We start from the raw sequence: 13,570 nt of genomic DNA, 5'->3' as shown, positions 1-13,570 counted from the left end.
CAGTATCATCCTGAAAGTTTATAAGCATTATAAAATAAAAAAGCACACATTCGATGAATGTGTGCTTTGGCTTTAGTAAGATCTAATATTGATAATAAATATTAGAACAGGTTACTAAAGAATTGTTTGATATGATCCAGCATACGGGCAAAGAAACCAGCTTCTTCAACTGCTTTCAGCGCAACAAGTGGTTTCTCAGCAATTACTTTACCGTTTAAAGTCGCCACATATTTACCTACGACTTGACCTGGTTGTAAAGGCGCAGTCAGTTTAGGCTGAACGACCAATTGAGTCTTGATGGCATTGGCCTGACCTTTAGGCATAGTCACGTTAAAGTTTTCTGCAAGGCCGATCTGCACTTCATTTTCCTTACCAAACCAGACTTTAGACTTGGCTAGAACCTGTTTAGCGGGCTGAACATTTTTGGTTTCAAAGTTTGCATAACCCCAAGCCAAAAGTTCACGTGTTTGCGATGCACGTTCATTCATGGTTGGTGCACCGAAAATCACTGAAATCAGACGAGTCGGACCACGTTTTGAAGAAGTCGTTAAGCAGTAACCGGCTTCATCAGTATGACCAGTTTTCAAACCATCTACACTTGGATCAGTATAGAGCAGGGCATTACGGTTGCCTTGCTTAATCCCGTTAAAAGTAAACTCTTTTTCAGAGTAGATTGGATAGTATTTTGAACTGTCTTTGATGATGTGCTGAGCCAAAGTTGCCATATCTTTCGCAGTCGAATAATGGCCTTCAGCTGGCATACCAGTCGAGTTGATGAAGCTGGTATTGGTCATGCTAATCCGTTTCGCTTCCTGGTTCATCATATGTGCAAAGGTACCCTCGTTCCCTGCAATATGTTCAGCCATCGCCTTAGATGCATCGTTACCAGACTGGATAATAATCCCGCGCAACATTTCTAGTGCAGTCGCCGTACCATTTAAAGGTACATACATACATGATTCTGCACTGCTACCACGGCACCATGCAGATTCATTCATGCGAACCTGTTCATCTTCAGTCAGCTCACCACTTAATAACTTCTGCTCGATGATGTAACTGGTCATCATCTTGGTCATTGAAGCAGGGGCTAATTTTTCATTTTCATTTTTTGATGCGAGAATTTGCCCTGTCTCGTAGTCCATTAGCACATAAGATTTATTATTCAATTCTGGTGGTGCAGATAAGACAGTTGCTGCAAAGCTAAAACTAGGAATTAATAATAATGCAGCAAGGGCAGTTTTTTGGGTCATTTCTAGTGGGTTCCAATATCTTGATGTAAGCACGAAGAGCCTAGCATTTTAGGACAAAGCTAGGCTGACTTCTATGGGAAACCCGGGGTTATTTCAAAAGTATTGTAAGCAATCACGCAAAAAAGTGGATTATTTACTGTAGCTCACCAACTCATTGCAAATGGCCTGATTCTTTTTCTTGCCAGCCTTTTTGGCATCACTCTGTGCTTCGGCCAGAATGTTACGGAAATCTGACTGTTTTACCATCTGGTTCAGGCGCTCAACCGGATTTTTTTGGCCGGGCAAATATTCAGTCACCAGCTGGTTATAACCCTGATTGAATTTTGCTTTGTCTTTGACCATGCTTGGGCAAATTTCAGAAAGGACATAAATTGCAGCTAATTCTTGCTTGGTGATTTCTTGGCTCGGGGTGACTTCAATATTTTCATTTGCTGCATAAACCGAGCTTCCCCAAAGTGTCATACCAGCAACAACAGATAAACTTAAACTTTTAATTAATGTATGTTTCATCAAAAAACTCAAAAATTACATGTAGAACAATAATTTGTTAGCTTAAAGATATTTTCAAAATTGAAAAGAGGGGAAATGTAGTGAAGCTGTAGAATTATGAAGAAATGTGTAAGAGAAAAAAGACGATGCTGGCATCGTCTCATTTCAGTGAGAAAGACCTTATTCCTGATAAGCTAAAACGTCTTCACACGCTGTTTTTTGTTCGTCTTTTGCAGTCTGTTTTGCACCTTGACGTGCTTCTTCAAGCACAGTCTTGTATTCACTGTCTGCCTGAAGTTTTTGATAGGTCATCGATTTGTCTGAGTATTCTTTTAGATAAGATTGAATCAGCTGCTGAATCGTTGTATCGAATTTTGCATTCTGACCAATAATGCCCGGGCATACTTCAATCATTACCTGTGCAGATGCGACATCTTCTTTCACGATCATGTCATTTTCTTCAGCTGTCAAATCATTGGCAATAACTGCAGGAGAAACAAAAGTTGCCAAACTTAAAGCCAAAGTACCCCAAAGAGAGAATTTTTTCATCATCTTAAGCCATATGTATTAATGGATATCGTGCTACAAATATATATAATTCCTGAACTAATACAATGAAATGTCCTAGCGAGTCATTTTTTAGCTCAACGAGATTTTGCAGTGAATATATTAATTTCCAATGATGATGGCGTTTTTGCACCAGGTATACAGGCACTGGCGCAGGCCTTGAGGCCTTTAGGACGTGTTGTGGTGGTAGCTCCAGAAAGTGAACGTAGCGGATTTTCCAGTGCACTGACTTTAGACCGACCATTAAGACCGATCCAGATTTCTCCCGATGTATGGGCAGTGAATGGCACGCCGGCTGACTGTGTCTATCTGGCCATGAACGGCTTATTTGATGTTGAATTCGATCTGGTGGTCAGCGGCATTAACAGTGGTGCCAATCTGGGAGATGATGTGCTGTACTCGGGTACGGTGGGGGCTGCATTTGAAGGCCGTCTGGCCAAACAACCTGCATTAGCAGTTTCTCTATGTGGGCAAAACGTTCGATCTTATACCTTACCAGAAGATTATCGCATTGCAGCGCAATGGGTACATGATTTTATTGCGGCAGGTTTGCCGACTTTGCCTGAGCGTCATATTTTTAATGTGAATATTCCTGATGTGGCTGAGCTGAAAGGAACTAAAGTGACCTTTCAGGGACGCCGTAGCCAGTCCAAGCCGATTACCAGTCATGTAGATCCACGTGGTCGTCAGGTTTACTGGATTGGGCTATCGGGTGAAGCAGTCGCAATGCCAAAACATAAAGGAACTGAAATCGAGTCAGACTTTTTTGCAATTGCCAATGGCTATGTAAGCGTGACGCCAATTCAGATGGATGCCACAAACTATGACACACTTCACACTTTGCAAGCCCAGATTCTAAATAAAATCTAATGAATGTTATAAGTTTGTGAAAAATGAAAGCTTACAAGTATATTGTAGTAAAACTTTGCTAATCTTACTGGGTTTTTGCAACCGTATAGATGTTAGAGAGGAAGATAATGTCCTTGGTGTCACCGAAATACTTCATTCATGCTTCACCATCCAGCTTCATCAAAACTCTGGTTTTGTCCACTGTGGTTGTTTCCACAATGATTATTACTGGTTGTGCCACTAAACCTCAGGTCAATAATATGACCCGCTATGCCGCAGCGCCTGACTTCTATACGGTACGCTCTGGGGATACTTTGAGTGGCATTGCAGCACGTTATGGTCTGAGCTATATCAGTGTGGCAGAGATGAATGATATTGCTCCACCGTATCGTATTTATGTGGGTCAGTCGATTCGCCTGAAAAATAACACTACTGCGCGCCGTACTACAGCGACTCAACCTGTTACCCAAGCTGCCCCGATTCAGCGTCAAACGATTGCGATTTCAGCGCCAACCACCCCAGCTCCAACGACTGTTAAGACTACGCCAAAACCTGCCACCACTACTTCTGCACCGATTACCCCAGTATCGACAGCAGCGGGATTACGTTGGGTCAAGCCATCAAATGGTCCGGTATTACAAAACTATGATCTGGCTGCAAATATCAAAGGTACCCGTTATGGCGGTAATGTCGGAGATCCGGTCTTTGCTGCAGCAGATGGGCAGGTGGTATATGCAGCAGATGGCCTGAAGGAATATGGTAATCTGGTATTAGTTAAACATATTAATGGCTATATCACCGCTTATGCGCATAACAGTAAATTAAGCGTGAAAAGTGGCCAAAATGTAACGGCTGGTCAAAAAATTGCCGAGATGGGGGCGACTGGTACAACCCGTACTATGCTTGAGTTTCAGGTTCGCTTAGACGGAAAACCGATTAATCCAACAGCAGTTTTACCAAATAATTAAATAAATAATGCAAAACGTAAATTTCACCGTATAATACAATGAGTTGCTTTTATCAAAAGATGAAGCATCTCATAAGTTTAGAGGGGAATTTATGTTAGATCAACTTCGAGCAATGGGTGTCTTTGCTTGTGTTGTGGAAAAGAACTCGTTTAGCGGTGCTGCACGTGAGCTAGGGATTACAACCAGCGCCGTGAGTCAACAAATTCGCTCTTTAGAACAGGATATGGAAGTTGTACTTCTAAATCGTTCTACGAGAAAATTAAGTCTGACCGAAGCGGGACAAGCTTTTTTTCACAGCTGCCAGGAAATGTTGTCTGCTGCTGAGCGTGGAAAGGTTCGCATTAACGAGTTACGTGATGATCTTGTTGGTGAACTTCGTATTGTATCCTTACCGGAAGTATGTGCGAATCATGTGATTCCTGCACTTTCTCACTGGATGTCCGCACACCGTGGCCTGACAGTCCACCTGGAAACAAACAATCATGAGGTTGATTTGTTGGAAGGGCGTATTGATATTGCCCTGCGATTTGACCAGAACGATGATGACCACAACCTTCAGGTTGTGCCATTAATGCAGATTGAACAGATTCTTGTTGCTGCGCCAAGTTATATTAACCAGACCGCCATTATCTCGCGTCCTGAAGACCTGAAACATCATGATGTTTTGCCTTTAACGCATATTAAAAATCATCAGAATTTCAGTTTTCAGCATGTGCATAGTGCAGAAAAGGTTGAATTTGAACTGAGCTCACGCTTTAGTACCAATAACAGCCTGGTTGCAAAAGCCATGTGCCTGCAAGGCAATGGGGTTGCCAAGATTTTATATCTTGATGTTAAAAAAGATTTATTAAATGGTTCACTGATTGAAGTCTTGCCTGAATGGAAACTTCCGCCAGTCACCCTTTATGCAGTTATGCCTAATCGAGAACAGCAACCGACTAAAGTCCTGCGCTGTCTGGAGGCATTGAAACAATATTTTAGCCAGATCTCTGGTGGACGTTTGTTACAAGTCGCATCATAAATTCCCTATAAACAAAAAAGCCGCTTTAAAGCGGCTTTTTTGTTGTTCAAGATAGACTTAAGCAAGATAAGCCTTGATCATTTTCACTAAACGTTCGATCAGTTGATCGGCCTGTTCCTGAGTAATGTTCAGGGTAGGCAACAGACGAACGACATTACCTGCAGTCACGTTGATAATGGTTTTGTATTCATCGCGTGCAATATCCACCAGCTCACCGCAGTCTTTAGGCAACTCAATCCCGATCATCAGACCGAAACCGCGTACAGTCACTTGATGATCTGCAAGCTGGTTACGTAACTGCTCAACAATATATGCACCTTTTTCAGCGGCATTGGCCACGATATTCTCTTTTTGCATAATATCGATAATGGTATAAACCACGCGTGAACCCAATGCAGTACCGCTATAAGTCGAACCGTGGTTACCCGCAGTCAAAACACCGACACCACGACCTTGAGTCATCACGGCACCAATCGGGAAGCCATTGCCCAGACCTTTAGCTGTGGTCAGTACATCCGGCACAATATTGGTGTGCTGATAAGCAAAATATTTACCGGTACGGCCATTACCTGTTTGTACTTCATCCAGCATCATTAACCAGTTGTGCTGATTACAGATCTGACGGATTTCTTCTAGGTAGCTAAAGCCTTGCGGTGCAGTGTTGACACCACCTTCACCCTGAATCGGTTCAACCAGAATAGCCACGATATCCGGATGGTTAATTGCAGCTTCTTCAATGGCTTCAATATCACCAAAAGGTACACGAATAAAACCTTCAACCAATGGACCAAAGCCTTGTTGAACTTTTTTGTTACCCGTTGCAGATAGGGTTGCCAGCGTACGGCCATGGAAAGATTTGTCAGCTACAATAATTTTTGGTGACGCAATACCTTGCATATGACCGAATTTACGCGCAATTTTGATAGCGCCTTCGTTCGATTCTGCACCACTGTTGGAGAAGAAAACTTCTTCCATGCCAGCGACTTCAGCCAGTTTCTGTGCAGCAGCAGTTTGCCAAGGCACTTCAAAAAGGTTGCTGGTATGAATCAGGGTTGCAGCTTGTTCCGCAATTGCTTCAGCAATCACTGGATGAGCATGACCCAAACCGCAAACGGCGATCCCAGTTAAGGCATCTAAATACTCTGTACCATCTTCGGTATAAAGATATGCACCTCGTCCTCGGACAAAGCTGATCGGTTGACGACCAAAGACTGGCATCAAATGTGAAGGTTGATCAGTTTGTACCGGAGCGAGGGTAATATTGTTCATGACTAACTCTTTACTGTTAGGTGGAAAGAAAAACTTATATAAGCAAAAACTTGGTCAGATTTAAAGGGTAATTGTAAATAAAAATGGATTTATTACTTTAGACGTACTGTTTTTCTCTGTTTTGGGTATAATGCGAGACAGATTAGTTGAGGATTTATCAATGACTGAACAAGCACGCGATACCGAAGCGTTAATTCGTGACCAAATTGCCAAGCACGCAGTACTTCTTTATATGAAAGGCACACCACAATTTCCACAATGTGGTTTTTCTGCACGTGCGGTAGAAGCACTCAGTCAAATTGGTCGTCCATTTGCTTATGTTAATATTCTGGAAAACCCGGATATTCGTGCAACTCTGCCACAAATTGCGAACTGGCCGACATTCCCACAACTTTGGATCAATGGTGAATTGATCGGTGGTAGTGACATCATGCTCGAAATGTTCCAAAAAGGTGAATTACAGCCTTTAGTAGAGCAATACAGTCCAGCACCTGAAGCTTAATCCTTGGATTAAACTGATAGATGTGAAAAAGCGCTTCCGAGAGAAGCGCTTTTTTTATGGGTGAATAGTGAGGCAGGGGGCAGAATTAATCTTCTGCCTGCTGACCCTCAGATTTTTCCAGTTCTTTCGATTCAGCAACCAAGGCCTCAGCTAAGGTATCTGGATCGGTCAGAACTTCCTTTATAGGCGCCTTATCTTTTTTCTTTTTCTTCTTTTTTTTCTTTTTCTTAGGTTCTTCCTCAAACTCGGCACCATCTTCAATGGCTTGCCAGTATTCGAGTTGTTCCATCACAGCAGCAAAGATCGAGTTTTTGCTATAACGGCCTTTCTTGTCCATAGTCCCGACCGGACGTGCCATCAGGATTTCCAAAGCCTGCGCGATATTATCAATGGCATGAATATGGAATTGACCATCGTCGACTGCAGCAATGACATCTTTACGTAACATCAGATGCTGCATATTTTGTCGTGGAATAATCACACCCTGCTTACCTGTCAGGCCTTGCAACTTACAGGCATCGAAGAAACCTTCAATCTTCGCATTGACACCACCAATCGGTTGTACTTGACCAAGCTGGTTCATAGAACCGGTAATCGCCCAGGACTGGTCGATCGGTAACTGGCTAATCGCAGAAATAAGCGCTGAAAGTTCAGCCACTGTCGCGCTGTCACCATCCACCTGACCATAACTTTGTTCGAAAGCCAAAGCGGCAGAGAAGTGCAGAGTCTGTTCACGACCAAAATGGGCTTTCAGGAAAGAGGCCATCAGTAACACGCCTTTGGCATGTAAAGAGCCGCCAAGTTCTACGCTACGTTCAATATCCAGAATATCGCCACCACCCTGATATACAGAAGCAGTTAAGCGTGAAGGCAGACCAAATTCAACATCTGCATAATGAATCACAGATAGCGCATTGATTTGGCCTAGACGATGACCGCGAGTTTCAATCAGTTGAGTGCCACGGGTCAGATCTTGCCAGAATAGCTCACGTAAATAGCCTAAGCGATATTTACGATGATCCAGTGCGGTATTGATATGCTTTTCTGACACCATCTTATCACCCGCTTCGAATGCATGATGATGCGCTTCACGAATCAGGTCGCCCAGCGTTAATGCATGTAGTGACAGGGAACTCTGATCTTCAGCCTGACGGCTTGAGTCGGTCAGCAGGGCAGATAATGCAGAACGGTCAAATGGTAATAATTTATCTGATTGCACATAGTCAGCAATGAGCTGCATATAGGCTTGCTCATTTTCATCATTACGTTGCAAGGTATCGGTAAAATCAGCACGGATTTTAAAGATACTGCCTAGTTCTGGTTCAAGTTCCAGAATTTCATAATAAATTTCTGGCTCTGCCAGCAGCACCACTTTGATATTCAGCGGAATAGAAGCTGGTTCAATGGAAATGCTACCGGTGAGAGTCAGCATATGCTCTAAAGATGAAAGCTTGAGATGCCCAGATTTCAGGGCACGTTTCAGACCTTGCCATGCATATGGCTGTTCCAGTAATTGTTCAGCTTCAAGCATCAGGAAACCGCCATTGGCATTATGCAAGGAGCCGGGACGGATCAAGGTGAAATCTGTAGTAATCGTACCATTTTGGGTCAACTGTTCCACATGACCCAATAGATTGTAATGCGTCGGGAAGTCTTCAAAGATAACGGGTGCGCCGCTATTTGGCTTATGGGTGACGATCACATTGGCCTGGAAGCGCGCTGGTACGCGACTAAACTGGGCAGGGGTAAAATCATCTTCTTCCTGTTCCAATACAATTTCGACATTATTAATAATGTCTTCAGCATATTGCTTCAGATATTGTTCCAGACCTTCGACATGCTTGAATTTAGTCAGCATCTGCTCAACGCGTGGCATGACTACCTGTTTAGCGATATCACGGTTCAATACTTGAACACGGTCACGCGCATCATCTTCCAGGTCACCCAAATGAAGTCCCAGGCGTTCCAGTTTCTTGTCCATGTAACGCATGTTAGAAGCAATCTCAGCACGATCTTTATTGCTTAAAGCATTCAGATCTTCCTGAGACATTTCCTGTACTTTGTCATCTTTCAGATGAATTGGCACAAAACAATGTTCATCATTGCGGGAAATCAGTTTCAGATCGAGTTCTTCACCTTCACGGGTCAATTCGATCAGTGCGAGTTGCTGTTCATCACCCGTTTCCTGACGAATCATTTCAATCCGGTTGTGATAGCTTTCTGCAGTAAAACGGCGCTCCAGCTGTTTTAGAATGGATTGCCAGCTTTGATGCAGCATCGTCTGAAACTTGGGTCCCTGACCGGCTGGAAATTCCAGTGCGATAGGCTGACGAGGATTCTGAAAATTATTGACATAGACCCAGTCATTTGGCGTTTGCATGGTTTTGGCATGTTGCTGCAACAAACGCTTCACCATAGTGCGTTTGCCGAGTCCTGCTGTACCCACCGCAAAAATGTTATAGCCTGAATATGGCAGGGCAATACCGGCTTCAACCGAAGCACGGGCACGGTCCTGGCCTAGAAAATTATTTAAAGGCTTGATTCGCTTGGTCGATGCCGGGATTTTATCCGGATCGGCAATACGCGTCAGTTGTGCCGGTTTCAGGCATGTCTTTTCAAGGGTTGGTGTAATTTCGCTTTGTTCAAAGGCTGAGATAAGTAGGTCGGAGCTGATGTTTTGTTGAGATATAGTTGTATTACTTGAAATTGAAGAATGAATTTGATCGAGTCTCTGAGTCACTGTTGAAAGTCCAAAACGAAATATGACGTGGATAAGGTTTAAGGTATACAGATTTACTTGAAAAATTCAAGCCAACATGTCAGTTTTGCCACAAAATAAAAAACGGGTATGCGAGAAATATATAAATTTTGTTGAAAGATACGTTATTAAAGGATTGAATAGCAGCAATTGGTTTTCGTGGAAAATAACAAGGCAATGACAACACAAACGACGGGTTGGAAATCCGCATTTACAGCATTTCTGGATCGACGTGCCCTGATCATGCTGTTTCTCGGATTTTCAGCCGGTGTCCCGATTCTTTTGATTTTTTCCAGTTTGTCTTTATGGCTCGGTGAAGCCGGAATCAGTAAAAGTGCCGTGACCTTTTTCAGCTGGGCTGCCCTTGGCTATTCATTCAAGTTCGTCTGGGCGCCACTGATCGATGAATTACCTGTCCCATTTTTGACTAAAGCTTTGGGTAGACGAAGAGCCTGGCTATTGATTGCCCAGATCCTGATTGTAACTGCGATTTCAATTATGGCTTTTTCAGATCCAGCATTGGGGCAGGCACATTTACAGCAGATGGCACTAGGTGCCGTTCTGCTAGGCTTCTCAGCGGCAACACAGGATATTGTCATTGATGCTTACCGTATCGAGCTGGCCGAAACCCAGATGCAGACCGTACTGGCTTCCACCTATAACGCGGGTTACCGGATCGGGATGATTGTGGCTGGGGCTGGGGCTCTGTTTCTGGCGGCGTATTTAGGTACGGCCAAAGGCAACTATATCTATGATGCCTGGAAATGGACTTATCTGGCGATGGCAGCGGTTATGCTGGTTGGGATTATTACCACACTGGTCATCCGTGAGCCTCAAGTGGATCGGGCACGTAAAGATTATCAGCGTAGCGATTATTTCCGTCTGGTCGGCGTGTTTTTTGTGGCTGTCATCAGCTTTGTTTTGAGCTATGTCTATTCCGGTGACTTGGTATCGAGTTTCACTGAGCAATGGGCGATTCAAGATACTTTTGCCTTGTTCTGTTTTGAGGCTTTACGCTTTATCGGTTCAGGTGCTGTCGCTTTCGGTGTGGGTACGATTCTGGTCAAAATGGGTGCTGTGAATAAGCAAATGGCATTCGAAACCTGGGTCAATCCCGTAGCAGATTTCTTTGATCGCTATGGCTTAAAGCTGGCTTTGGTGCTGTTATTGCTGATCGGTTTCTATCGGGTCTCCGATATTATTGCCGGTGTGATTTCCAATGTGTTCTATCAGGATCTGAATTTCAGCAAGGAGCAGATTGCTGAAGCCGTGAAAGTGTATGGGGTGATTTTCTCTCTGCTTGGCGGTTTCTTAGGTGGCTTGCTGGCCCAGAAAATGAACATCATGAAACTGATGTTTGTAGGCGCAATTCTGGCCTGTTCAACCAATCTGATTTTTATTGGCTTAGTGAAGTCTGGTGAAAAGCTGGGGCAGGTCGAAGTTCAGGTAGGTCAGCAAACCTTTCGAGCAGATACAGATGAAGTCGGTTACTGGAAACTGAATGTACCCACTACTGCTTTTAAAGAGGCCGAACAGATTCAGGTTCGTGCACATTATCTGAATCATCCGGCAGATGCAGTACAAGTCAACCTGCCTTATCTGCAACAGAATGCTTCGCAAGCAGCACAATTACAGCTTCTGCCTGTTACCACAGATAACCTGATCAGTGCCAATGAGCAGGAGAATAGCATCGTGGTTCGCGGTCAGTATCTAGGGCCGGATTTAACTGCAGAGCAAAAAATTGTATTAGAGCTGAATGGCGATAAATTCGATGCCAAGCTGGATGAAGAGCGTGTCTTTAGTGCTGCTATTCCTGCCGAGAAACTGATTACTGCACCTGTGAAGCGAATCAATGCAAGCTTAATGCAGCAGGAGCAGCCAATAGTGACCCAGCAGCATTCATATGCTGTGGACTTGTCGCAGACTCAGGCCAATCCGATGGATATTGATATTCAGCCGATTACAATTGGAACAGGCGAGAATGTTGAAATTCAAGGTAAAGTGATTAAACCGTATAGTTCATGGTGGCTATATTTTGCAATTATTGTCGATAATCTGGCCGCAGGTCTCGCAGGCGCTGCTTTTATTGCCTTCCTGTCCAGTCTGACCAGTGTGTCCTTTACCGCTGTTCAGTATGCTATTTTTAGCTCACTCATGACCTTGACTCCTAAGATTTTAGGTGGATATTCGGGTACTATAGTGACCAATATCGGTTATCCGAATTTCTTCCTGATGACCACTTTAATCGGGATTCCAATCCTGATTCTGGTCGTTTGGGTGGCAAAATTGCTCGGTGAACACCAAAAACAATCTGTAAATAAGGATGATTAATATGCGCATGCTGCATACCATGTTACGTGTAGGCAATCTGGAACAATCACTCAAGTTCTATACTGAAGTTCTTGGTATGACTTTACTTCGTAAGCGTGATTATGAAGAAGGTCGTTTTACCTTGGCTTTTGTGGGTTATGGCGATGAGGAAAATCACACTGTGCTTGAACTGACCCATAACTGGGATACAGAAAGCTATGACCTAGGCAATGGCTACGGTCATATTGCGATTGCGGTAGATGATGCTTATAAAGCTTGTGAAGAAATCAAAGCACGTGGTGGCAATGTCGTTCGTGAAGCTGGCCCAATGAAAGGCGGTGTCACTGTCATTGCATTTGTGGAAGATCCAGACGGCTATAAAATCGAGCTAATCCAGCAAGACAACAACGCACGTAATAACTAAGTGTTATAAAGCGATATATGTGAAATGTATTCATGTATGGATGAAAATATTACATCAATCTGAATGCATAACATGGACCCGGCATCTGTTAAGATAGCCGGGTATTTTTTATCGAATAATAAAATTTTGAGGGAAGGACATCAGATGCTTAAACTGCTGGCATTGGACCGCTTTACGATCTTGCTCTTTGTTATGGTGTTACTGGCCAGTGTATTGCCAGTGTCAGGGCAGGCAGCTGAAGTCTTTAGCTGGATCACCACAGCAGCCATCGCGATCCTGTTTTTCCTACATGGTGCCAAGCTTTCGCGTGAAGCCGTAATTGAAGGCTTGATGCACTGGAAATTACACACTTTGGTCTTTGCGTTGACCTTTGCACTCTTTCCAATTCTAGGTTTGCTGGCAAAGCCAATATTATTGCCAATGCTGGGGCAGGAATTATATTGGGGATTCCTGTTTATGTGCTTCTTGCCATCAACCGTACAGTCTTCGATCGCCTTTACCTCAGTGGCTCAAGGAAATATTGCTGGTGCGATCTGTAGTGCTTCATTTTCCAATATTATCGGGATGTTCATTACCCCGATGCTGGTGGCATTCTTTATTCTTGGACAATCCCAGCACGGTTTCGATCCGACGGTATCGATCCTGCAGATTACACTGCTGTTATTGGTGCCTTTTATTTTAGGTCAGTTACTACGTCCCTGGATCTTCCCAAAAATGCAAAAAATGCCGAAGATCGTCAAGGTATTCGATCAGGGCTCAATTCTGATGGTGGTTTATGGGGCATTTAGCAGTGCGGTGGTGGCTGGACTTTGGCGTGAAGTCAGCTTAAGTACTTTGCTCTTGCTGCTGCTGGCATGTTCGGTTTTATTGACCATCGTAATGCTATTGTCGCTATTTATTCCACGCTGGTTAGGCTTTAATCGTGCCGACCAAAAAACGGTGTTCTTCTGTGGTTCTAAAAAAACGCTGGCCAGTGGTGTACCGATGGCACAGATTCTGTTTATTGGTCAGCCACTTGGTATGATAGTTTTACCGATTATGATTTTCCATCAAATCCAGCTTATGGCCTGCGGTGTGATTGCGAATCTCTGGGCCAAACAGGCGGTACATACAGAAGAATAATTCGCTTATTGCTTTTGTTTGCCGTATAATACTGCCCAACT

Annotated in this window: 12 protein-coding genes; 7 read left to right on the top strand and 5 right to left on the bottom strand. The window is 43.7% G+C overall.

Annotated elements, in window-relative coordinates:
- Positions 1–101 precede the first annotated feature (101 nt).
- From dacC to FTU19_RS06505, 3 genes are all read right to left on the bottom strand, one after another.
- Positions 102–1,250: a D-alanyl-D-alanine carboxypeptidase PBP5/6 gene (gene dacC, locus FTU19_RS06515; protein WP_180130456.1), complete on the bottom strand. Its 1,149-nt coding sequence runs from the start codon at positions 1,248–1,250 to the stop codon at positions 102–104.
- A 129-nt stretch (positions 1,251–1,379) separates the two neighbouring features.
- Positions 1,380–1,760: an MCR_0457 family protein gene (locus FTU19_RS06510; RefSeq protein ID WP_004782633.1), complete on the bottom strand. Its 381-nt coding sequence runs from the start codon at positions 1,758–1,760 to the stop codon at positions 1,380–1,382.
- A gap of 159 nt (positions 1,761–1,919) precedes the next feature.
- On the bottom strand, positions 1,920–2,291 hold the full coding sequence (locus tag FTU19_RS06505) for an MCR_0457 family protein (protein WP_004782632.1): 372 nt from the start codon (positions 2,289–2,291) through the stop codon (positions 1,920–1,922).
- A gap of 108 nt (positions 2,292–2,399) precedes the next feature.
- Here FTU19_RS06505 and surE point away from each other — a divergent pair, with 108 nt between their 5' ends.
- The 3 genes from surE to FTU19_RS06490 all read left to right on the top strand — a co-directional run bounded on the left by surE (position 2,400) and on the right by FTU19_RS06490 (position 5,144).
- Entirely contained in the window at positions 2,400–3,176 is a 777-nt protein-coding gene (gene surE / locus FTU19_RS06500) for a 5'/3'-nucleotidase SurE (RefSeq protein ID WP_125278414.1), read from the top strand.
- A gap of 107 nt (positions 3,177–3,283) precedes the next feature.
- Positions 3,284–4,123: a peptidoglycan DD-metalloendopeptidase family protein gene (locus FTU19_RS06495; RefSeq protein WP_159123134.1), complete on the top strand. Its 840-nt coding sequence runs from the start codon at positions 3,284–3,286 to the stop codon at positions 4,121–4,123.
- Positions 4,124–4,214: 91 nt separating this feature from the next.
- Positions 4,215–5,144: a LysR family transcriptional regulator gene (locus FTU19_RS06490; RefSeq protein ID WP_034702058.1), complete on the top strand. Its 930-nt coding sequence runs from the start codon at positions 4,215–4,217 to the stop codon at positions 5,142–5,144.
- 57 nt (positions 5,145–5,201) lie between these two features.
- Here FTU19_RS06490 and FTU19_RS06485 read toward each other — a convergent pair whose 3' ends face one another.
- Positions 5,202–6,413, bottom strand: coding sequence for an aspartate aminotransferase family protein (locus FTU19_RS06485; protein ID WP_034702061.1), 1,212 nt, complete (start codon positions 6,411–6,413; stop codon positions 5,202–5,204).
- Positions 6,414–6,573: 160 nt separating this feature from the next.
- On the opposite strand from FTU19_RS06485, the gene grxD reads away from it, so the two are divergent.
- Complete coding sequence (gene grxD / locus FTU19_RS06480) at positions 6,574–6,915, top strand: Grx4 family monothiol glutaredoxin (protein ID WP_034702064.1); 342 nt, start codon at positions 6,574–6,576, stop codon at positions 6,913–6,915.
- 85 nt (positions 6,916–7,000) lie between these two features.
- Here grxD and FTU19_RS06475 read toward each other — a convergent pair whose 3' ends face one another.
- A complete protein-coding gene (locus FTU19_RS06475; RefSeq protein WP_180130454.1) occupies positions 7,001–9,655 on the bottom strand; it encodes an ATP-binding protein in 2,655 nt (884 codons plus the stop codon).
- Between the two features lie 195 nt (positions 9,656–9,850).
- On the opposite strand from FTU19_RS06475, the gene FTU19_RS06470 reads away from it, so the two are divergent.
- From FTU19_RS06470 to FTU19_RS06460, 3 genes are all read left to right on the top strand, one after another.
- The gene (locus FTU19_RS06470) at positions 9,851–12,004 is read left to right on the top strand and encodes an MFS transporter (protein ID WP_180130452.1); all 2,154 of its coding nucleotides are present in this window, start codon (positions 9,851–9,853) and stop codon (positions 12,002–12,004) included.
- Between the two features lies 1 nt (position 12,005).
- On the top strand, positions 12,006–12,407 hold the full coding sequence (gene gloA / locus FTU19_RS06465) for a lactoylglutathione lyase (RefSeq protein ID WP_004782618.1): 402 nt from the start codon (positions 12,006–12,008) through the stop codon (positions 12,405–12,407).
- A gap of 144 nt (positions 12,408–12,551) precedes the next feature.
- Positions 12,552–13,529, top strand: coding sequence for a bile acid:sodium symporter family protein (locus tag FTU19_RS06460; RefSeq protein WP_180016683.1), 978 nt, complete (start codon positions 12,552–12,554; stop codon positions 13,527–13,529).
- The last annotated feature ends 41 nt before the right edge of the window (positions 13,530–13,570 follow it).

It is taken from the genome of Acinetobacter sp. YH12072 (assembly GCF_013419565.1).
Taxonomy (GTDB): domain Bacteria; phylum Pseudomonadota; class Gammaproteobacteria; order Pseudomonadales; family Moraxellaceae; genus Acinetobacter.
This window is presented reverse-complemented; position numbering and strand designations above follow the sequence as displayed.